At 41.2% G+C, this 20,010-nt stretch carries 20 protein-coding genes; 12 read left to right on the top strand and 8 right to left on the bottom strand.

Going from position 1 to position 20,010, the window contains the following annotated elements; translation table 11 throughout:
• Positions 1 to 737: 737 nt before the first annotated feature.
• Positions 738 to 1,370 carry a hypothetical protein gene (locus G3T18_RS11160; protein ID WP_224410631.1) on the top strand — a complete coding sequence of 211 codons (633 nt, stop codon included), beginning with the start codon at positions 738 to 740 and terminating at the stop codon, positions 1,368 to 1,370.
• 109 nt (positions 1,371 to 1,479) lie between these two features.
• Here G3T18_RS11160 and G3T18_RS11155 read toward each other — a convergent pair whose 3' ends face one another.
• Complete coding sequence (locus G3T18_RS11155; RefSeq protein ID WP_224410630.1) at positions 1,480 to 2,961, bottom strand: CIA30 family protein; 1,482 nt, start codon at positions 2,959 to 2,961, stop codon at positions 1,480 to 1,482.
• Positions 2,962 to 3,188: 227 nt separating this feature from the next.
• Here G3T18_RS11155 and G3T18_RS11150 point away from each other — a divergent pair, with 227 nt between their 5' ends.
• From G3T18_RS11150 to G3T18_RS11140, 3 genes are all read left to right on the top strand, one after another.
• Complete coding sequence (locus G3T18_RS11150) at positions 3,189 to 4,064, top strand: heme-dependent oxidative N-demethylase family protein (protein ID WP_224410629.1); 876 nt, start codon at positions 3,189 to 3,191, stop codon at positions 4,062 to 4,064.
• Between the two features lie 137 nt (positions 4,065 to 4,201).
• The gene (locus tag G3T18_RS11145; protein WP_224410628.1) at positions 4,202 to 5,131 is read left to right on the top strand and encodes an alpha/beta fold hydrolase; all 930 of its coding nucleotides are present in this window, start codon (positions 4,202 to 4,204) and stop codon (positions 5,129 to 5,131) included.
• A gap of 67 nt (positions 5,132 to 5,198) precedes the next feature.
• The gene (locus G3T18_RS11140; protein ID WP_224410627.1) at positions 5,199 to 5,447 is read left to right on the top strand and encodes a hypothetical protein; all 249 of its coding nucleotides are present in this window, start codon (positions 5,199 to 5,201) and stop codon (positions 5,445 to 5,447) included.
• Between the two features lie 141 nt (positions 5,448 to 5,588).
• Here G3T18_RS11140 and glmU read toward each other — a convergent pair whose 3' ends face one another.
• From glmU to G3T18_RS11120, 4 genes are all read right to left on the bottom strand, one after another.
• A complete protein-coding gene (gene glmU / locus G3T18_RS11135) occupies positions 5,589 to 6,941 on the bottom strand; it encodes a bifunctional UDP-N-acetylglucosamine diphosphorylase/glucosamine-1-phosphate N-acetyltransferase GlmU (RefSeq protein ID WP_224410626.1) in 1,353 nt (450 codons plus the stop codon).
• Positions 6,942 to 7,144: 203 nt separating this feature from the next.
• Positions 7,145 to 8,281: a response regulator gene (locus G3T18_RS11130; protein WP_224410625.1), complete on the bottom strand. Its 1,137-nt coding sequence runs from the start codon at positions 8,279 to 8,281 to the stop codon at positions 7,145 to 7,147.
• Positions 8,282 to 8,544: 263 nt separating this feature from the next.
• Positions 8,545 to 9,420 (bottom strand): tRNA (5-methylaminomethyl-2-thiouridine)(34)-methyltransferase MnmD, encoded by an 876-nt coding sequence (locus G3T18_RS11125; protein WP_224410624.1) that lies wholly within the window; start codon positions 9,418 to 9,420, stop codon positions 8,545 to 8,547.
• A gap of 12 nt (positions 9,421 to 9,432) precedes the next feature.
• A complete protein-coding gene (locus G3T18_RS11120) occupies positions 9,433 to 10,044 on the bottom strand; it encodes a molybdenum cofactor guanylyltransferase (RefSeq protein ID WP_224410623.1) in 612 nt (203 codons plus the stop codon).
• Between the two features lie 135 nt (positions 10,045 to 10,179).
• Between G3T18_RS11120 and G3T18_RS11115 the strand changes: the two genes are divergently transcribed.
• Entirely contained in the window at positions 10,180 to 10,560 is a 381-nt protein-coding gene (locus tag G3T18_RS11115; RefSeq protein ID WP_224410622.1) for a hypothetical protein, read from the top strand.
• Positions 10,561 to 10,854: 294 nt separating this feature from the next.
• On the top strand, positions 10,855 to 12,285 hold the full coding sequence (locus G3T18_RS11110; protein ID WP_397333937.1) for an LCP family protein: 1,431 nt from the start codon (positions 10,855 to 10,857) through the stop codon (positions 12,283 to 12,285).
• Position 12,286: 1 nt separating this feature from the next.
• On the opposite strand, the gene G3T18_RS11105 is transcribed toward G3T18_RS11110, so the two are convergent.
• Together G3T18_RS11105 and G3T18_RS11100 are read right to left on the bottom strand one after the other, a co-directional pair.
• Complete coding sequence (locus tag G3T18_RS11105; protein WP_224410621.1) at positions 12,287 to 13,192, bottom strand: alpha/beta fold hydrolase; 906 nt, start codon at positions 13,190 to 13,192, stop codon at positions 12,287 to 12,289.
• A gap of 85 nt (positions 13,193 to 13,277) precedes the next feature.
• Positions 13,278 to 13,661 (bottom strand): transposase, encoded by a 384-nt coding sequence (locus tag G3T18_RS11100; RefSeq protein WP_318013956.1) that lies wholly within the window; start codon positions 13,659 to 13,661, stop codon positions 13,278 to 13,280.
• Positions 13,662 to 13,845: 184 nt separating this feature from the next.
• Between G3T18_RS11100 and speB the strand changes: the two genes are divergently transcribed.
• From speB to frr, 4 genes are all read left to right on the top strand, one after another.
• The gene (speB, locus tag G3T18_RS11095; protein ID WP_224410620.1) at positions 13,846 to 14,754 is read left to right on the top strand and encodes an agmatinase; all 909 of its coding nucleotides are present in this window, start codon (positions 13,846 to 13,848) and stop codon (positions 14,752 to 14,754) included.
• A gap of 91 nt (positions 14,755 to 14,845) precedes the next feature.
• Positions 14,846 to 15,409: a thioredoxin family protein gene (locus tag G3T18_RS11090; RefSeq protein ID WP_224410619.1), complete on the top strand. Its 564-nt coding sequence runs from the start codon at positions 14,846 to 14,848 to the stop codon at positions 15,407 to 15,409.
• A 174-nt stretch (positions 15,410 to 15,583) separates the two neighbouring features.
• Positions 15,584 to 16,306: a UMP kinase gene (pyrH, locus tag G3T18_RS11085; protein WP_224410618.1), complete on the top strand. Its 723-nt coding sequence runs from the start codon at positions 15,584 to 15,586 to the stop codon at positions 16,304 to 16,306.
• On the top strand, positions 16,293 to 16,841 hold the full coding sequence (frr, locus tag G3T18_RS11080) for a ribosome recycling factor (RefSeq protein ID WP_224410617.1): 549 nt from the start codon (positions 16,293 to 16,295) through the stop codon (positions 16,839 to 16,841). The genes pyrH and frr overlap by 14 nt, the downstream gene beginning before the upstream one ends.
• Positions 16,842 to 16,885: 44 nt before the next feature.
• Here the strand turns inward: frr and G3T18_RS11075 are convergent, their stop codons facing one another.
• On the bottom strand, positions 16,886 to 17,062 hold the full coding sequence (locus G3T18_RS11075) for a family 2 glycosyl transferase (protein WP_224410616.1): 177 nt from the start codon (positions 17,060 to 17,062) through the stop codon (positions 16,886 to 16,888).
• A 334-nt stretch (positions 17,063 to 17,396) separates the two neighbouring features.
• Between G3T18_RS11075 and G3T18_RS11070 the strand changes: the two genes are divergently transcribed.
• Together G3T18_RS11070 and G3T18_RS11065 are read left to right on the top strand one after the other, a co-directional pair.
• Entirely contained in the window at positions 17,397 to 18,533 is a 1,137-nt protein-coding gene (locus tag G3T18_RS11070) for a geranylgeranyl reductase family protein (protein ID WP_224410615.1), read from the top strand.
• A gap of 229 nt (positions 18,534 to 18,762) precedes the next feature.
• The gene (locus G3T18_RS11065) at positions 18,763 to 19,878 is read left to right on the top strand and encodes a hybrid sensor histidine kinase/response regulator (protein ID WP_224410614.1); all 1,116 of its coding nucleotides are present in this window, start codon (positions 18,763 to 18,765) and stop codon (positions 19,876 to 19,878) included.
• Positions 19,879 to 20,010 lie beyond the last annotated feature (132 nt).

The following is a 20,010-nucleotide window of genomic DNA, read 5'->3' as shown; positions in this document are numbered from 1 at the left end:
CCAAAAATCTCAAACCAACCCAGAAAAATCTATTTTCCAACCAATAACTTAGCTTTGCGACTTTGCGAGAAATTTTCTTTCAATGATGCTGAAACCGATAAATTTCCAAACTAGCGACATCAAACCCAACTCGTAAACATCTATTTCCCAACTAATAACTCAGCTTTGCGACTTGGGGAGAAAATCTACATCAATATTGCTTAAACGAAAAACCAACCCATAAACATTAATTTTCCAACTAATAACTCAGCTTTGCGACTTTGCGAGAAAATTTCCTTCAATGCTGCTGAAACCGATAAATTTCCAAACTAGCGACATCAAACCCAACTCGTAAACATCTATTTTCCAACCAATAACTCAGCTTTGCGACTTTGCGAGAAAATTTCTTTCAATGATGCTGAAACCGATAAATTTCCAAACTAGCGACATCAAACCCAACTCGTAAACATCTATTTCCCAACCAATAACTCAGCTTTACGACTTGGGGAGAAAATCTACATCAATATTGCTTAAACGAAAAACCAACCCATAAACATTAATTTTCCAACTAATAACTCAGCTTTGCGACTTGGGGAGAAACTCATCTTAAATCTCGCTTACCACCCCCAACCCAAACAATAATTTCACAACTCTACACCAACCAGTCTACTTCCTTTGAGTGATTTATCTATTTCCATCGATAAGTAACCTTTTGATTAAGCATTAGCTTACTCAGAAAACAATTTTCTCAAAGAAAAATGAATTTCCTTTCACAACTTTCAATTGTCATTCTTTGTACAACTCTACTTACACCTATTCCTACTACTGCTGTTCAATTAAACTTTAACTTAGAAGGCGACCTAAAAACAGGCGGATTTTTCCAAGGAAACTTCGCTTACGACTCCAACACCCCTGACAGTAACGAATTTGTTATCAACCAAGGAGTCTTTGATTTATCTAGCTTTGAAATCAAGATTTTCAATGCAGAAAACATCCTCCAAGAAACCATCAACGACGATAATTCCGAAGCATTTGTGTCACTTTTTGATAATCTTAGTACCCCCAAGCAAACAGATATCTACATTTTCAGTACAACTCCCTCAGACTTCTTCGCTACAGGTTCTTTTTACTTATACTTTAACTGGTTGAATGGAGGTAGTCCAAATACAGCCCCAATTGTCGCACCAGGAGACTTTATCGAAGGTACTTATTCTCGTTCAGGATATGAAGGTTTATTCAATCCTACACCAGTTAAGGATGCTGAAATAACACCTGTTTCTGTACCCGAATCGTCTAATTTTTGGGCTTTACTTCTCTTTTCCTCTAGTGTGCTATTCGCTCGCAAAATGCTTACCACACAAATCAATCAAAGTCAAGAAAATTCCCCATAAAAAAAGCAATTTATCGAGGCTAAAATTGGCAACCCGCATGAGTGGGTTTTCTGAGTTTGTGTAGCTGCAAATTGATGCAGCAAATGCAAGATATCCAGAGAGGAAATAATTAGCGATCGCGTGACACTTCCCTAAACAAACTTTCCCAATCGATTGTACCACTGGCTGCCTCTTCTTTAACCTCAAAAGTTTTCTCACAAGCAGCAGGTATTTCAATTGCTTGTACGCACAATTCAGCAATATCCTCGCGACTTACTTGACCTTTAATATTATCTCCTTCAGCAAAAGTCAATACCTTTCCTCCAATTTCCTCAGTTAACGCACAAGGACGAATAATAGTATAAGTTAAACCGCTATTGCGTACCGCATCTTCTCCTTTTAACTTCCAAGTTAAAATTCCTCCCAACATATCATTCATTCTTACAGCCGGAGGTTCTTCTTCTAAGTTTATATCTGGACGACCTGGACGAGTGACACCAGCCGAACTTACCATGATAAATTGAGGTGTAGATTCGTCTTTGTAGGCTTTAATTGATTCTACATCTAACTGAAAGTACCCAGGTTCAAATGTAGGGTTTAAACCTTTATCATACTCAAACTTACTTAGCATTAATTGCACAGAATAAGTCTTACTCGCAGCAAATGCAGGTGCATCAGGAACAGTTTTCGCACGAAAAACCGCAATTAAATCTTTAAACGGAATGCGAACTGTTATCCACTCATCTTTAACAGTATCAAACGAATAGCAATAACTAATTCCATCCCAGTTATTTTCACAGCGCATAATAAACTTATAACGCTTACCATCACCCTTAACTCGCAGTTCAATTCCCGCGTAAGAAGATAAGTCTAAAGGTGGTTGAAAATTGCGATTTCGTACCGAAGCAAAACCCCCATTATTTTCTGTGGAAACATTACCCGAAAATATGGCTACATTCCCAGCTAAACGAATTCCACTTTCGCTAACTCCACCCATAACTACGTCATCAACCGCACCCCAACTCGATTTTAAATCTTCCGTTGGCTGAGTAAAGTCAAACAAGATTTTTTCATCAGATTTTGCTAAATATTGACTTGCAAGATTAACCAAGTTCTGAATACCTTTATACTCCACAGCTTCGGGTGTAGACTCTGCAATTTCTGGCTGATAAAATTTGACACCTTGATAATATTTATCTCGGTTAGGAGTATCCCCACCTACGGGTTGTACGCGAGTCCCGGTGCAACAAATTATTGCAATTACATCCTGCATCAAATCCGGTTTTAAGGTGTCAGGAATAGTTATGTCTGCTTCGTAAAATTCTAAGTTTTCACCAAGAATTGTTTTTGCTCTCGGAATACTTCTCACTAATGCTCTTACAGGATAATTATACTTTTGAAGTCGCTTGACAACTCGCTTACCAACACCACCAGTTGCACCTGCTACTAAAATTATGCCTGTTTTGATTTTAGGATTTTGTTGCACTTGCTGTATGTCCTCTCCAAGAATCATGTTTTTTAACCAATCTATGTCACTAATGACCGGAATTATGTCAAAATAAGTTAAGGTGCGGACAAATCTGCCTAAGTCCCAGAATTTCTGTTGTGTCATGGTTTGTTATCTAGTTAACTATTTTATTGTGTCAAACGCGATCGCTATTAGATCGTCTATCATTAGTATAAAGTCTCGCGCAAAGTCGCATACTCCGTAGGAGAACTCGCTTCTCCTACGGAGACGCTACGCGAACGAGTAGTCGCAAAGGAAGACGCGAAGTGGTGGTTATAAGTTGAGTAAATGTGTGATATTATTTGTTAGATAGGGGTTATTTTGGGGGAGTTGTGAGTCAGTTACGATATCTTCCTTTGAAATCGGGTAAGTGGGAACTAAGTATGGGGTTGAAACCACTTGCGATCGCAGAATGGATTGATATTGATGAACATTTTACCTATGAGTTGAGTTTAAAGGAGAAATTATCCTCTCACCACAGACGAGATGTTTTTGTTAGTCTTCCCGGTAGCGAAGTAAGTCAACAAGAAACTTTGGCTTTGCTTTTAGAACATTTATCAACATATTTTCCTCAGCATTATCAATTACAAGAAAATCAAATTAAAGACTTGACAACTGGGCGAGTTTGGTGTATAAATGAATTTAGAAAAGCTCCTTTAGAATTAGCGGGACGTTTGGTACAAGAAGACTTTCTAATTCTAGAATTTAGCGACAAAGGTTATATTTTAACTGCGGCTTCTGTATGTTTTCCTTTACGTTGGAATTTAAGGTCTAAATTAGGATTACCATTAGCAGCAATTCACCAACCAGTACCAGGATATCAGGAAAAACTTCAGCGTCCGGTAGATAGTTTCTTCGAGCATATTAAACCAAATCGACTTTTTTGGCGAAGTAATTGGAGTATTGTCGAAACACCAGAGTTATTTTTACCACCAGAAAAGGAGAAAATAAGGGAAGTTAAGATTACTAAAGATAATGCAGGAGAAAATTTATGGTTGCGCGTTGAACGTCAATCTTTGCGACGATTAGAAAAAAGCGGTGCAGTTTTGTTTACAATTCATAGTTATGTTTATCCGATGTATTTAATTAAAAAGTTTCCAGAAATTGCTTCAAGTTTGGCAAAAACTTTGCAAAAAATTCCTTCTCAAATGCAAATTTATAAGAATATATCTTCAATTAGAGAGGCTCTTTTGCAGTATTTAGAGTAAATTTTTATTGCTGCTTTTGAGTGAAAGAATAAATTATTAAGCTAAAATTTGAAATCTGAAGTAAGTATCAAGCTAGAGGTAACTATAGTTATGCTTTCGATAGTATAGGAAAAAATCCCAGTTAAAATAAATGTACTATGAGTGCACAATCTTTGTCTGCTGCTACCACACCCACCACAAGTGAAACTAAATTCTATACTTGGAAGGATTTTCGTTGCGCTTATGAAATTCATCCAAGTGAAGGAGCAAATAGCGATCGCCTTAGTTTATTATTAATTCATCCTATCGGTGTCGGTTTATCGCGTCGTTTTTGGGATCGCTTTACCACAAAATGGTTCAATAACGGTCAAACTGAAACAATTTTTAATCCAGATTTACTCGGTTGTGGAGAAAGCGAAATGCCTCATTTTGCTTATCATCCCACAGATTATGCCGAACAGTTGCATTACTTTTTAGAGAATGTCGTCAAAAAACCTGTAGTAGTAATTTCTCAAGGTGCATTACTCCCAGTAGCGATCGCTCTTGTCCAAAAACAGTCTAAACTAATTAAAGGACTAATTTTCGCAGGTCCTCCAGCTTGGGAAATCATGACCAAACCCAGAAATTCGCTTCAGCAAAAATTAGTGTGGAATTTGCTAGATTCTCCCTTTGGTAATCTATTCTATCGCTATGCTCGCCGGAATCAATTCCTAGAGTCTTTTTCCGAACGTAATCTTTTCGCGGAAGCTGAAGCAGTAGATGAGTCATGGTTGCAAACTTTACAACAAGGAGCAGTTGACCCCCGCAGCCGTTATGCAGTATTCTCGTTTTTAGCGGGTTTTTGGCGCAAAAATTACGCTGAGGATATCGCTTCTATTACCCAACCCACTTTGGTAGTTATCGGTGAAGAAGCGGACAGCATTAGTAATAAAGATAAACCAGAAAATCCAGAAGAACGTTTAATTTCCTACGTTAAACATTTACCTAACGGTCAAGGAAATATCATTCCCGGTCGCAATGTACTTCCTTATGAGTCTACTACAGAATTTGTGGAAGTAGTCGCTGAATTTTGCCAAACTTTAGGTTAATCAAGCGAGATACACCTTTGTCTCTATAACTATTTGCAAAGGAGGTGCTTTTTTTGTTTTATGTAAAATGGAACATATTTTGTCTCTAATAGCTAGGAAAGGTAATAAAGGTATAGGTTGGTATGGACTTGAACGAATACTAATTATGGAAGATAATCCGATTACAAAAGAAGGAACTCTAATTTCTATATTAGATCGGTTGCTAGAAGCTGACCTAATAGAGACTAAAGAGGTTTTAGAATCTATTCATCCCTACTATTTTGTTACAAAAAAAGGGGTAAAATACTTAGAAAACCTAACTAACTCAGACAGATAAATTTATCTTTGTGGGACTGAAAAAGTGAGATTGATAGCTAATTGCGTAAAATACGATTCACAGGAAGAAAAATTAGCTGAAGTGGTTTCTGCTTCATTTTAAGACTACAAAAGTTTGCTTGACTTTTGTAGCCTTAATGAGTTACTTATTCTTTAACCGCCAACCTTTTTTGATCGATTGACGCGATCGCGCGATCGCCAAAGCACGATCGGGGACATCTTCAGTTATAATCGAACCTGCGGCGATGGTAACGCTTTCTCCCAAACTAACAGGAGCAACCAAAACGCTATTCGAGCCTGTTTTGCTATTATTACCGATATGAGTGGGATGCTTATTGACACCATCGTAGTTAGCAGTTATCGTTCCCGCACCGATATTCACACCCGATCCCAGCGTAGCATCTCCCAAATAGGATAAATGAGCAACATTCGTCTTTTGTCCGAGAGTTGTCTTTTTCAATTCGACAAAATTGCCAATGCGACAAGCTTCTCCCACCTTGACATGACCGCGCAAATGTGCATAGGGACCAATGCGCGTACCAGCTTCCACTTCACTGTCGGTAACTACCGAATAAAGTACCGTCACATTTTCCGCAATCCGACTATTTTCGATCAAGCTACCCGGACCGATGCGACTCCCAGAAGCAATAACCGTATTTCCACGTAAGTGAGTTTGCGGTTCAAGAATTACATCAGCTTCAAGCTGAACAGTATCATCAATCGTAATGCTATCAGGATCGATCATCGTCACCCCGGCTGCCATCCAAGCATCCTTAACCCGCATCTGCAAAATATCATGAGCAGCCGCCAACTGTTTGCGATCGTTAATCCCAGTAATTTCCCGATAATCTTCCACATCAACCGCCATCACAGGCTTAAGATATTTCACCACATCAGTCAAATAATATTCCTGCTGGTCATTTTCTGCCTCCAATTTCGGCAGCACTGTTGCTAACTTTTCCCAATTAAAGCAGTAAACCCCAGCATTAACGCGACGATTTTGCTTTTGAGCATCAGTACAGTCTCGATGTTCGACAATTTGTTTAACTCGATTTTTGCCATCACAAAAAACTCGTCCGTAGCCTTGAGGGTTCGGTAATTGAGCCGTAAGGAGAGTTGCGGCATTTTGATGCTCTTTATGGGTAGCGATCAGTTTTTCCAGGGTTTCTGGGCGTAACAGAGGCACATCCCCATTGAGAACCAAAAGATCGCCTGTATAGCCCTCTAAATGAGGTAGAAGCTGTTGAATAGCATGACCCGTACCTAATTGCTCAGTTTGTTCAACAAATTCAATTTTGTCAAAATGAGTAAGTGCCTGTTTGACTCGTTCTGCTTGATAGCCAACGATAACCAAACGTTTTTTCGGATTTACTAGTAAACAACTGTTTAGGGCGCATTCGACCAGCGATCGCCCGCCTAAAGAATGTAAGACCTTGGGCAAGTCAGATTTCATTCTTGTCCCGCGTCCTGCTGCCAAAATTGCTACCGCTACCATTACCTTGTTATGTCACTTTCTTCAACTGGAGTTTTATAAGTACTCGGCATAAATGCACGAGGATTTAGGGGCTGAATACTGCCTCAATTAGCAAGCCAACTTTGGTCTTACACATTCATGTCCAGTCTGAATCTCTAGAATTAATATAACCTAATCGGATGTCTTCGCGAAACGCTAAGTTGAGAATCTCGCGCTGTAAATGTTTAACTAAAAGCAACGCGTAAATTGTTCGTTCTCGAAGTTGTAAAACTTTGCTGGAACTGAGGAACGACACTAAGATCGCTTGGACGAGTAACAGAATTTTCTTCTTGCTCCCTAGTTTGCACAAATAATTTAAACTTGTCTGCTAGTACAGGATTGCGCCAGCCGTTGCTTGTTTCTTCAGTGATAATTTCTAAAGCTTGTGCGGAAGTATAAGCCTTTTTGTAAGGGCGTTTGCGGGTTAAAGCATCATAGATATCGACCATCTGAAACACTTGGGCTAACCAAGGAATATCATTTCCTGCCAAATTATCAGGATAACCGCTACCGTCCCAACGTTCGTGGTGATGCCGAATAATTGGTAGTACTCCCCGCAATTTGCGTAAAGGTTGACAAATTTGTTCGCCAATTAAAACGTGCTGTTTAACGAGTTCACGTTCTTCAGCAGTTAATTCGCCTTTTTTGAGTAGGATCGAGTCAGGAATGCCCACTTTGCCGATATCGTGAAGGTGAGCGGCTGACATTAAATCCTGAATTTCTGCCGGACTTAAGTGCAAAAATTCACCAAAGCCTTGAGCGATCGCGATTAGTTTCGCACAGGGATCTTCTCGAGAAGGGGTTTCCGAGTCGCGACTTTCGATCGCTCTAGCGATCGAGAATAACACTCGTTCGGTTTCGCTTAAATCTTCTTTCAGGCGTTTCTGCTCGATCAGAGTTTTCATTCGCGCCAAAAGTTGCAAGCGATCGAGCGGTTTAGTGAGAACGTCATCTGCTCCTGCATCTAAGGCAATTTGGCGATCGCGTCGCTCTTGACTCACTGTGGCGAAAATCACTGGAATCGCCTGTGTTTGCTGATTTTGCTTTAATTCGCGACAAACTTCAATTCCATCCATCTGCGGCATCATTAAATCCAGCAAAATCAAATCTGGATTTGAATTAATTGCTGCTTCGAGCGCCACCGTACCGCTTTCTGCTTCGATTATTTCGTAATCTTCTGCTGAGAGCATTGCTACTACAGTCATCCGGCTGTAGGGGCGATCGTCTACAATCAATACCTTGGCTGATTCAGCTTTGCTAATACTAGCTTTGTTACCCTTCAATAGGGGGCTAAATAGGGAAACTACTGATAAGTTACTCATAATAAAAAAATTTTCAAATCTGTTTTTAAGTATCTACAAAAGTACCTCAGTTTGTAATCGGGCTTTTTACGGAACTTTTGTTGTTCGCGGTTAAAAATCTTAATTTTTTCTGGATTGTCCCCAATAAGTAGCAAATCTAAATTCTGCTTAGGGGCAGAAACTCTCGACTTTCCCTATTAGTAGCTAAGAATAACTTAAATTTTTTTTTGCTCATCTATCTAAATGTATAAGGAATAATACTTATTTGATTTTGAAGCGTCGAGTTAACTACGGTTGAACCAACGTTTTTTCCAGTGAGAGGTGGGTTCTTTGTTCGATGCTGCTTGTTCTTGCTGACGGCGCTGTTCGATAACTGTTGCCGAATCTGTTAAACTTGGATCGCGATAGGGAATTGAGGCACGAGTTTGCAGATGTTCCTGCTCTTGCTCAGACAACGAAGGTGCATTTTCTAACTTAAAACTGGCAACTGTTCCTGGCGAATTTCTTCCTACCGCTACTGTCGGAGCAATTTCTAACCCTGCTAAAAGTAAAGCGGTTCTCACCGATGCCGCACAAGAATAAGTCGCAAGTATTCCTGTAGGTTTTAAGCATTTGCTAACTAATTTTAGAAAGTCTCCTGTCCAGAGTTGGGGACACTTGGGTGGTGAAAAGGGATCGAGAAAAATTGCCTCTGCTTGAAAACCTAAATTAATTAAAGATTGAATGGTTAACCTAGCATCACCAATTAGTAGTTTGGCTTCTAATAATGAGGTTTCTAACTGATACTTTCTTGCTAATTCACTTAATAATTGAGAAATGGGCGAATCCCATTGGTTAAGTAGTTGTTGCGCGATCGCGGCTTGGGGAACTTGGGGATCTCGTTCTAAACCGATTAATTCCACTTTACACTTCGGATTCACTTCCCAAATTGTTGCTAAAGCTGATGCTGAATTATACCCTAAACCATAGCAGATATCTAAAACTTGCAATACTTCTTTATTTTTAGCTTTTTCCCTGAGTTGACAAGGCTCGACAAATTTGCTTTCCGCTTCCCATCTCGCACCAGAGCGAGAGTGAAAAGATTCCTGAAACTCAGGGGAAAAGAAAGTAAAAGAACCATCAGCAGTAATTTGGGCTGGGAAAGCTTGGGGATCGGACATTTTGGGCTATAGTTAGTTAATCAGCGATGGCCGAACCAGGCGCTGCGCCACTTGGAAATCGGCTGGTGTATTGCAATTAAATAACATTTTTGGGTCTGTCACAGGTAATTCTTGCACATAATTTGCTTTTAACCACTTCTGAAACGACTTACCTCCTTGGTTGACAAAATCATTTATTTGTGGTAAACAAGAGCGACGATAAAAACCCGCCAAAGGTTCCCAACCTTGGGGATGTCGAGGTAAGAGAGCAACAGCCTCAGCAGACACCGAATCCAAATAATCAAGCCATTTGAGCAATTCCGACTCAGGTAAACAAGGCAAATCGCAAGCCAGCAAAAGCACCCACTCAGTATCAACAAAGGCTAAACCTCGAGCAAAACCAACCAGAGGTCCATGAGATCGAGTTTCTCGAACCAACCTACAACCAGGAGGAACAACTTCCTGATATTTTTCCAGCCAAGGCGTAACCACCAAGACTTGAGTAGCACAAACTTGAGCAAGCTGACAAACTCGATACAGCAGAGGTTGATTATCAATACTCAGCAAAGCTTTATCAGTACCCATGCGAGAACTTTGTCCACCAGCGAGAACAATAGCCGTAAGAGATATTGGAGACGGTTCCATCGGCAAATTTTTAGCTAAATCAGCAGAAATCTTGGTAAACTACAGCAAAACTAGCGCTCGAAGCAGCGATCGCGACCAATCACCTTAGTAGCTCAAAATTGTTAAACTGATTGTAAACAATAGGCGACAAAAACAATGGAAAACCTTGACCGTTTTCAAGAAAAAAACCTCAAACACTTGCAATTATATTTTTACCTAGTGCCAGTGTTAGGATTTTTCCCGGCGCTCTGGACGCTGTACAAACGTCAAGGTAGCCGTCAGCAACAAACCGTAAGTCGCTTATCAGTTACATTAGCACTAGGTTGGCTGTTAGGATACACTTTATTGTTAATTGGGGCAGAACAAACCTCAGAAGTGTTCGCCTTTCGCCTGCTATTTCTCAATAGTCTCCTAACTTCAGGTTATTTCCTAGGGTGTCTCTTCCTGATGGTACGTTTATGGCAGAGAAAATCATTGCGCTTACCTGGATTTAGTCAGGTAGCAGAAGCAACCTTCAGCAAAGATATCTCGTCTTAAACTTTTAGCCAGGAAGCTTTTAAAGAGACTCTCACTTGCCAAAAAAGCAAGAAAAAACAGGAGAGTTAATTAATCGACGATAAAATTCTCTTTAATCGTGATATCTTCTCAAATTGGGAAGCTAACTGCAAACAAACGCTCGACTACGAATTCCCGATTCTATTTTTAGAGAACCATTTGCCGGATTTTGTGCGAGATCGGCAGAAAATTGGTATGAGTGTTCTCGAGCAATTAGCCAAATTCTAATTGCCAAAACTATTAAACCACTGATTTTTTTTGTGTGTGAGGAAGCCAGTGCCAGCTCGAAAAACTCGTGAAAAACACCCTCAAGCCCAGGGAAAACGTCCCCGTATGACCAAAAAAACTCATCCTGCTCAGAAAAAAACGCAAAAGAAGGCAAATAAGGGACGCTGGCTGGGGATTTGGCTAGGATTGACTGGAGTAGCCATGCTTTCGGCAACAGCAGGTGCGATTTTAGCGGTATCGCTCAACTCGACACCGTTGTTACAAGCAGAACTTTCTCCAGAAGAAGAAGCATTTTTTGGTAGTGAAGCAATTTCTCGTCAAAGTTTTCGCTTACCAGAACTAACTAGACCAGTCAACATTTTAATTTTGGGAACCAAGGTTCTCACCTCTGATTTAGATGAATCTTCAGAAGATGTGGGCTACCATGCCTTAGTCAACTCTTTTGAGGGTCTTTCTGATACCATGCTCTTGCTGCGGTTCGATCCCGAAGACGAAAAACTAACCTTACTTTCGATTCCTCGCGATACCCGCGCTTTGATTGAAGGACATGGCATAACCAAAATTAACGCGGCTAACTATTATGGCGGACCAGCCTTAGCCGCGAAATCGATTAGTAACCTGCTCGAAGATGTTGCCATCGATCGCTATATTCGAGTAAACGTTCAAGGTGTAGAAAAATTAATTGATGCTCTTGGTGGGGTAACGGTGTATGTTCCCCATGATATGAAGTATCAAGACGATAGCCAACACCTTTATATCAATCTCAAACAAGGCGAACAACATCTTGACGGTGAGAAAGCAATGCAATTTTTGCGCTTTCGCTATGACAGATTAGGAGACATCGGACGAGTACAGCGTCAGCAAATGTTGATGCGATCGCTAGTCGAACAAACTCTCAATCCCTCAACCGTAGCGCGAATCCCAAAAATCATTAAAGTTATTCAAGACCACATCGACACTAATTTAAGTATCGAAGAAATTGTCGCCCTCGCCGGATTTGCCACCCAAACCGATCGCTCAAAAGTGCAAATGCTCATGGTTCCTGGTAATTTTAATGGCGATGGCAAAAATGAGGAAAGTTACTGGATACCCTATCGCCGTCCGATTCGTGAGATGATGGCGAAACATTTTGACCAGGGTTATAGTACCGTCGAAACTACCGATCCTGCTTATTTAAGTGTTGCCATTCAAGATAGCACTGGATCTCCAGAAGCGATCGCTGCCATGAGAAATTACTTGGAAGCCGCAGGCTACCGCAATGTGTATGTAGTTGATGACACCTGGGAAGAACCTTTGAGCGTTACCCGTATTATCGCTCAAGGAGGAGATGAAAGTGGTGCCTCGGCTATTCGTGCGGATCTTGGTTTTGGGGAAGTACGGGTGGAAAGTACCGGATCTTTGGCTTCTGATGTCACTATTCAACTTGGTAGAGATTGGCTCAACAGACAAACTCGATACGAGCGGTTCAATAGTTATTAGGCTAGCCAGAGGTATGTTGCCAAATCCACACTTGTAAAATTGGATTGACGATTTCTGGCGCTTCGTCTTGGGGACAGTGACCTAAACCTTCGAGAGGGATAAACTTTTCTACTGTGGGAATTTTCGCAAATTCTTGGGCTAAGGTGAATGGTTCCCAAGGGTCTTCTGTTCCCCAAAGAATAATTGCCGGACAAGCAAGTTTTGGTAGTAAATCTTCGGGTAAGGGTCCAGAAGAATAGCGAGTGAACGCTAGAAATATCTCTGCTGCACCGACATCAAATGCGGGTTTCATAATAATTTCGATTAGTTCGTCGGTTACTGCTTCGGGACGGCGATAAGCTTGAAGTAAGATTTTGCGGACGACTTTTGGTTTAGCTAATTGCTGAAAGAATAAATTACCAATTAGTTTGTTCGCTAAAATTCTTTGCATCATTGGCGCACCCCAACGTCGATACCAAGGAAGTTGGGCAAGTTTGCGATCGTGTAGTAATCTGAGTGAAAAGTTGATTGAGGCGACTCCTAAAGCAATCTCTGGGTTATCTACGGCGGCTTGCATCGTGACAAGACAACCAATCGAGTTACCAACTAAAAACGCAGGAGTACCCACTACTTCGCGACAAAAGTCAGCTACTTGCTGTCCCCAAGTTTCAAAGGTATACTCGATTTCTACACCCGGAGTCGGTTTGGCTGAAGCCCCAAAGCCGATTAGGTCGATCGCGTAACAGCGACAAGTTTCCCCTAAGATAGGGATATTTTTCCGCCAATGTCCCCAAGAAGCACCAAAGCCATGTACTAAAACTACTGCTGGTCCTGTTTTACCTTGAGTTTGATAGCTAATGGGGAATCCTTTCCAAGTCCAGGTTTTGGCTTGGTTTGAAGATTTGGGTTCGGTTGAGGCAAATGACATAATTTTACTGGGAAATTGACATACTCTCCACCCTTGAAGGGCGGAGATTCTTTACGCTTTATTGGGTCGCGCTACGGTCGTAGTCTTACCGTCCCTCGACGTACATTTTAGGTCGTTCCGATGCCCCATGCCGACCATTTCTATCATCTCTATTGTGTTCAATACCACAGCCTAAACAGAGAATTGAACGAACAGATAGATCGATTTTGCCCCACTTGAACCCGCACTCAGAACATTTCTGGCTTGTAGGTTCCCATCTACTAATTACTCGAAAATCTCGACCAAACTTTTCGGACTTAGAGTCAATTAAACTTCTAAATTCTCTCCAGCCTTGCAGGCTGATTGCTCTAGCAAGGTTGCGATTTTTAACTAGACCCGATACATTCAATTCTTCCCAAATGATGGGGTTTAAAACCCATTTTTTTGATAACTTTATTTTCTCAGTCAGCAAATATGCGTAAGTAGGCATAATATTTTTTTCTAAAAGAATATTAATTGAATTAGTTTTTCAGTAACTTCTGGGAAGTAAATTTGAGCAAGTTGGAGGTGTAAATTAGGCAAAAATGAAGCAAGACAAACAAAAAGTTAGCAAATTAGTTATTGACTGGGAAATTATCTTAAGATGAATTTAGTTACCAGGAGTGCCTACCAAGATGCTGAAACAATTTGAGTTAGGAGTAGATCCTTTCATTGGTTCGGAAGTAGAACAGCCTTACGAGACAGCCCAAGTGGTAATCTTACCAATTCCTTACGAAAGGACAACCACCTATCGTCAGGGCTGTAAAAATGGACCTGCGGCTCTCTTGGCAGCATCTGACCAACTAGAATATTATGACGAAGAATTAGAACGAGAAATTTGCTGGCAGGTAGGCACTTATACTCATACTACCATCGCCGATACACGCAATAATCAGCTAGTTTTACCAGAGGAGATGCTGAAAGTTACCCGTGAAACAGTGTCTCGCTTGATTGCCGATGATAAATTTGTCATTGCTTTAGGAGGAGAACACAGTATAACTGGTGGTATAGTAGCAGCTTATCGAGAGGCATTAGCAGAACCTTTTACTGTCATTCAAATTGATGCCCACGGCGATTTACGCTACGAATATGAAGGTTCAATTTATAACCACGCTTGTGTAATGCGTCGGATTTTCGAGATGGGTTTACCTAGCTTACCAGTGGGTATTCGCAGTATTTGTCGCGAAGAAGCTGAATTAATTAAACAGAAGCAGATTCCGGTTATTTGGGCAAGAGATATAGCCACAAAAACAGATTGGATTGAAAGTGCGATCGCGAAAATATCAACAGCAAAAGTATTTATTACTATCGATCTAGATGGAATCGATCCTAGTTTAATCCCTGGCGTAGGAACTCCCGATCCAGGAGGATTAAACTGGTATGGTTTGACAGCTTTTTTACGGCGAGTTTTTGCTACTCATCCGGTGATTGGCTGCGATGTGATGGAATTAGCCCCGGTTGTCGATTCAGTTGTCTCTGAGTTTACTGCTGCCAAACTTGTTTACAAGTTGATTGGGTATCACGCAATGGCGTGTGGCTGGTAAGATCGGCGCGATTGGGTTAGAACCGAACAACCAGAGCGTCAATCGCTTTTTTTGTCAAGGAAATAGTTAAGAAAAGTTAAGGAAAATCAAAATGGTTGTCGAGCAAAAAAACGATCCTACCGTAGGACAATATGCCCCTGATTTTGAACTACCTGGCATTGATGGTCAAGTACATCATCTTTCTCGATACTTAGAAAAGTTTCGAGTAGTAGCAGTAATATTTATTTGTAATCATTGTCCTTACGTACGTTTATACTTAGATCGACTGAAAGAAATTCAAGATCGCTTTGAGAGCGAAGGTTTTACGGCGATCGGGATTAATGCCAATGATACAGACAAATATCCCGAAGACAGCTTTGAGAAAATGAAAAGTTTTGCGATGGAGAAAAAGCTAAACTTTCCCTATCTGTGGGACCCAAGTCAAGATGTCGCTAACTGCTTTGATGCGAGGGTAACTCCAGAGGTATTTTTGATTGATAATGCAGGAGTTGTCCGCTATCGAGGCAAAATTGACGATCGCCCCGAAGATCCAGAAGCGGTACAGAACCACTATTTACGCGATAACATTGTGGCTTTACTATCCTCAGAACAAGTTACTACCAGTATCACCGAAGCGATCGGTTGTACGATTAAATGGCGAGAGGATAAAAATTAGAAGCGATCGCAGACAAGGAGAATAAACTGATAACTGCTAACTGTTTCCTGGTAAATGCACCGTACGCGGTAACAGGTAAGTGATAACTGCTAAGTGATAACTACTCGCTGATAAATGCTATCTTATTGGCAGACAAACCAAGCGCCAAAATAGCGCTGAATCGCAAATTGAGGGATGAAATACAAGCGGGTATTATTAAAGCTAAGTGGTGAAGCCCTAATGGGCGATCTAGGCTACGGGATTGACCCCCAAGTAGTCGCCGAAATTGCCGATGAAATCTCAGAAGTAGTCAAAATGGGAGTGGCAATGGCGATCGTCGTAGGTGGCGGAAACATCTTTCGAGGTGTAAAAGCAGCCGCCGCCGGGATGGATCGAGCAACAGCAGACTACATCGGGATGATTGCCACAGTCATGAATGCGATGACCTTGCAAGATGCTCTCGAGCAAATCGGCATACCAACGCGGGTACAAACAGCGATCGCCATGCAAGAAGTGGCAGAACCCTACATCCGTAGAAGAGCAATTCGCCATCTGGAAAAAGGACGGGTAGTAATTTTTGGCGCAGGATCGGGAAATCCTTTCTTCACCACTGACACGACGGCAGCACTGAGAGCAGCAGAAATAGATGCGGAGGTAATTTTTAAAGCAACCAAAGTAGACGGAGTGTATGACAGCGATCCGCATCAAAACAAAAACGCTCGCCGTTATAATAGCTTGACTTACGGTCATGTCCTCACTCACGATCTACGAGTGATGGATCAAACAGCGATCGCTCTGTGTAAAGAAAACAATATCCCGATCGTTGTTTTTGACCTCTCAGTCAGAGGTAACATCATCCGCGCTATATCTGGAGAATCTGTTGGCACAATTGTGGGAGGTTTCTGTGAAGTTAACTGAAGTTGAAAGTGAAATGAAAAAGTCCGTGGAAGCGACTCAACGATCTTTTAATACCATTCGTACAGGTCGCGCTAATCCGGCACTCCTTGACCGAATTATGGTTGACTATTACGGGAGTGAGACACCTTTAAAATCTTTGGCAAATATTAGCGCTCCAGACGCAAGTACGATTGCAATCCAACCTTACGATAAAGGGAGTATGGCACAAATTGAAAAAGCAATTTCTTTATCGGATATCGGTTTAACTCCCAACAACGACGGCTCAATTATTCGCTTACATATTGCACCTCTCACCAGCGATCGCCGCCAAGAATTAGTCAAGTTAGCTGGTAAACTAGCTGAAGATGGTAAAGTTTCCGTGCGCAATCACCGTCGTGATGCTATCGATGCTGTACGCAAACAGGAAAAAAACCACGAAATTTCTGAAGACGAATCTCGCTCCTTACAAGACGAAATTCAAAAACTTACTGATAAGTACACGGATAAAATTGACAAATTGTTAGCAGAAAAAGAAAAAGACATAACCACTGTCTGAGCGAACCCATTTCTCGTCAACACTTTCACCCTATTCCAGAACGATTATGTCGGTATTAATGCAGGTTCTGCCGCAGCAGGACAAGCAAAATAAGCCAAATGTAAAGGATAGCCGCGAGCATAAATCGCGTCTACACAACGCAGGGCTGTTTCTTGATTTTTGCAGGTACGCAAAACTTGTTGAGTTCCATTAGCATATTTTATGCGTACTTCCCATAACATCTCGATACACCTCACGTTTAGTTGTTCTGTAAAAGTCGAACTAAAATCTTAATTTTAGTAAGATGAAGCTTATGTGAACCATAATAAGCGGTTTACATAAGCTTTAAACTCAGTAAAAATGATGAATTTTGTCCTCGTCAAAAAAATAATACTCGATCCCGAATAATCACTGTGCAAAGAAAATAAATCCGTAATTTTACGGTTTTATTGATAGTTTTGTAGCTATATTAAGTCAGTTACTTAGTGATTCAGCGAAAAACTTAGTAACCGACACTCTGGCTTAAGCCATTAACACTGCCATTTTGTCAAAATTGTCAAAAATAGAGGAGTAATAATGTTTGACTGCATTATTGTCGGTGCTGGTCCGGCAGGTTCAACGGCAGCTTATCATCTGAGCAACCAAGGACGCTCGGTTTTGCTTTTGGAAAAAAAATCTTTTCCTCGCTACAAACCCTGTGGTGGTGGCGTATCTCCCGCAATACAGCAATGGTTTGACTTTGATCTGACGCCAGTAGTAGATAACAAAGTCAACAGAGTTCGCTTTACTTGGAAAAAGGGAGATCCGGTAGAAACAGAATTGGATACTACCGAGCCTTTTTGGATGGTACAGCGAGATGTTTTTGATAATTTTCTGGTGGAAAAAGCAGTGGAAGCCGGATCTGAGCTACAGGATAACTCAGAAGTTACAGCAGTGCAAATTAGCAACGATATCGCTTCAGTAACCACTAGCAAAGGAAAGTTTGACGCTCGCTATTTAATTGCTGCTGATGGAGCTAGTGGAGCAATGGCAAACTGGCTTGGTTTCAAGGAAGCCAAACAGTTTTTAGGTGCAGTTTTAGAAGTAGAAACAGCAGTCGCTCCAGCCGAGCGAAATACGGCTAAGTTTGAGTTTGGTTCCCTGAAAAATGGCTTGTTATGGTGTTTTCCGAAGTCGAATGGTTACTCGCTCAGTGCGGGAATTATTCGCGGTGGTAAAGGGAAAGTCAAAGACTTAGAAAAACAGCTTACTAACTATGCTTCTGAATTAGGAATTAATCTCAGCCAAAGCCAATTTTATAATTATCCGATGAACTTGTGGTCATCAGAGCGCCAGTTACATCAAAATAATGCGCTTTTAGTGGGAGAAACCGCAGGTATTGCCGATCCCTTAATTGCTGAAGGCATTCGTCCCGCAATTTTGAGTGGAGTCAAAGCCGCAGAAGCAATTGTCAAAGCCTTAGCCGGAGATCGAAATGCTTTAGCTGGATACACCGATACGATTAACTCAGAAATCGGTTCGGATTTGGTACTGGCACAACGTCTGTCGGGATTATTCTTCCAGTTTCCCGGAATTGCTTATCGGGTGGGAGTTAAACGCCCCTATGCTGGCAAAATGATGAGTAGAATTCTTTGTGGTGAGTTGCGTTACGCTGATATCACTGACATGGCGATGCAACGCTTGAAAAGTAGTTTGATTCCCGGTAGAGGTTAGTTGGGGATTAGGGACTGGGGACTGGGGACTGGCGATCGCGGAGAATGGTCGAATAAACTGATAACTGGTTCCCGATCGCTGGTCAGCGATAATTGAGGTAATTAAAATGAAGATTTGATAAAGCGGAGCCAAGAATACTTCGGGAGGATGAGGTAAATTAGGCAAAAAGTAGGAAAAATATCACGAGGTATAAGCAATCATTAAAAAATTTAGTTAATTTGCTAGTTTAATGAATTCTCATTTTTTTAATCCATCTGCTCATCCAGACAAGATTCTAGTTGTCGATGATTCTCCAGACAACTTGTTTTTAGTCCAAAGTATCTTAGAAGAAGAAGGTTATAAAATAGATTTGGCAGAGGAAGGTCGGAGTGCACTAGCGAAAATTGAAGAGTCGCCACCGGATTTGGTTTTGCTTGATGTGATGATGCCAGAAATGGATGGCTTGGAAGTAACTAAACGCATCCGAGAAAATCCCCATCTGCCCTTTATCCCGATTTTGCTGATTACGGCTTTCGATCAACCTAGTGTAGTGAAAGGTTTGGATAGTGGTGCGGATGATTTTATCCGTAAACCAGTGGAGGTTGACGAGTTGCTAGCGCGAGTGCGATCGCTGTTGCGTCTGAAGCAAACTGTTGATGAAAGAGATGAAATTGCTCGTCAGCGAGAAGATTTTGTTTCTCGTCTGACTCATGATTTGCGTACGCCTTTGGTGGCTGCGGATCGTATGCTGATGCTGTTTGAGCAGGGTGCTTTGGGCGAATTAAGCGAACCGATGCTGGAAGCGATTAAGACGATGACTCGCAGTAATCGCAATCTGCTGCAAATGGTGAATACTTTGTTAGAAGTCTATCGCTACGAAGCTGGGCGTAAAACTTTAAGCTTTTCTCCCGTAGAATTACCTTCAGTGGTACAAGAAGTGATTGAAGAGCTGAATCCGTTAGCGAAGGAAAAAGGCTTGTCGATTAAAGAGGATTTTTCCGAAACAGCAGTAGACAAGTCACAATCAAGAATTGTTTCTGGCGATCGCTTGGAGTTGCGCCGGGTTTTTACTAATCTTATCGGTAATGCGATTAAATTTACTGATAGCGGTTCGGTTGACGTGCGCTTATATTCTAATCATAAGGAAGTGGTTGTTGAAGTTCAAGATTCTGGTCCAGGTATTTCTTCAGAAGATTTGTCAACTTTGTTTGAACGCTTTCGCCAAGGCAAACACAAGCGCTCTGGTAGTGGTTTAGGTTTGCATTTGTCTCGCTGGATTGTTGAATCTCATCAAGGCACAATTGAGGTACATTCGGAGTTGGGTAAAGGCAGTTTGTTTATTGTTCGCTTTCCTGTTAAAACTTAAATTTGCTAGTTGTTTTCTGGTTCTAGAAATTCTAACTATTGATTTTTCTTGGTTTGGGTTTGGCAAGAGTTTCTACTTTTAACTTGATTTTTTCAAGTCATTCTTGTTTCAGTTACTCAATCGTTCGGACAA

Origin of the sequence: Oscillatoria salina IIICB1, from assembly GCF_020144665.1 — a bacterium.
GTDB lineage: Bacteria > Cyanobacteriota > Cyanobacteriia > Cyanobacteriales > SIO1D9 > IIICB1.
This window is presented reverse-complemented; position numbering and strand designations above follow the sequence as displayed.

Coding starts and splice junctions, on each gene's coding strand:
- G3T18_RS11160 (WP_224410631.1), top strand. CDS start 738: ATGAATTTCCTTTCACAACTTTCAATTGTCATTCTTTGTACAACTCTA.
- G3T18_RS11155 (WP_224410630.1), bottom strand. CDS start 2,961: ATGACACAACAGAAATTCTGGGACTTAGGCAGATTTGTCCGCACCTTA.
- G3T18_RS11145 (WP_224410628.1), top strand. CDS start 4,202: ATGAGTGCACAATCTTTGTCTGCTGCTACCACACCCACCACAAGTGAA.
- G3T18_RS11140 (WP_224410627.1), top strand. CDS start 5,199: ATGGAACATATTTTGTCTCTAATAGCTAGGAAAGGTAATAAAGGTATA.
- glmU (WP_224410626.1), bottom strand. CDS start 6,941: ATGGTAGCGGTAGCAATTTTGGCAGCAGGACGCGGGACAAGAATGAAA.
- G3T18_RS11130 (WP_224410625.1), bottom strand. CDS start 8,281: ATGAGTAACTTATCAGTAGTTTCCCTATTTAGCCCCCTATTGAAGGGT.
- G3T18_RS11125 (WP_224410624.1), bottom strand. CDS start 9,420: ATGTCCGATCCCCAAGCTTTCCCAGCCCAAATTACTGCTGATGGTTCT.
- G3T18_RS11120 (WP_224410623.1), bottom strand. CDS start 10,044: ATGGAACCGTCTCCAATATCTCTTACGGCTATTGTTCTCGCTGGTGGA.
- G3T18_RS11115 (WP_224410622.1), top strand. CDS start 10,180: ATGGAAAACCTTGACCGTTTTCAAGAAAAAAACCTCAAACACTTGCAA.
- G3T18_RS11105 (WP_224410621.1), bottom strand. CDS start 13,192: ATGTCATTTGCCTCAACCGAACCCAAATCTTCAAACCAAGCCAAAACC.
- G3T18_RS11100 (WP_318013956.1), bottom strand. CDS start 13,661: ATGCCTACTTACGCATATTTGCTGACTGAGAAAATAAAGTTATCAAAA.
- speB (WP_224410620.1), top strand. CDS start 13,846: ATGCTGAAACAATTTGAGTTAGGAGTAGATCCTTTCATTGGTTCGGAA.
- G3T18_RS11090 (WP_224410619.1), top strand. CDS start 14,846: ATGGTTGTCGAGCAAAAAAACGATCCTACCGTAGGACAATATGCCCCT.
- pyrH (WP_224410618.1), top strand. CDS start 15,584: ATGAAATACAAGCGGGTATTATTAAAGCTAAGTGGTGAAGCCCTAATG.
- G3T18_RS11075 (WP_224410616.1), bottom strand. CDS start 17,062: ATGTTATGGGAAGTACGCATAAAATATGCTAATGGAACTCAACAAGTT.
- G3T18_RS11070 (WP_224410615.1), top strand. CDS start 17,397: ATGTTTGACTGCATTATTGTCGGTGCTGGTCCGGCAGGTTCAACGGCA.
- G3T18_RS11065 (WP_224410614.1), top strand. CDS start 18,763: ATGAATTCTCATTTTTTTAATCCATCTGCTCATCCAGACAAGATTCTA.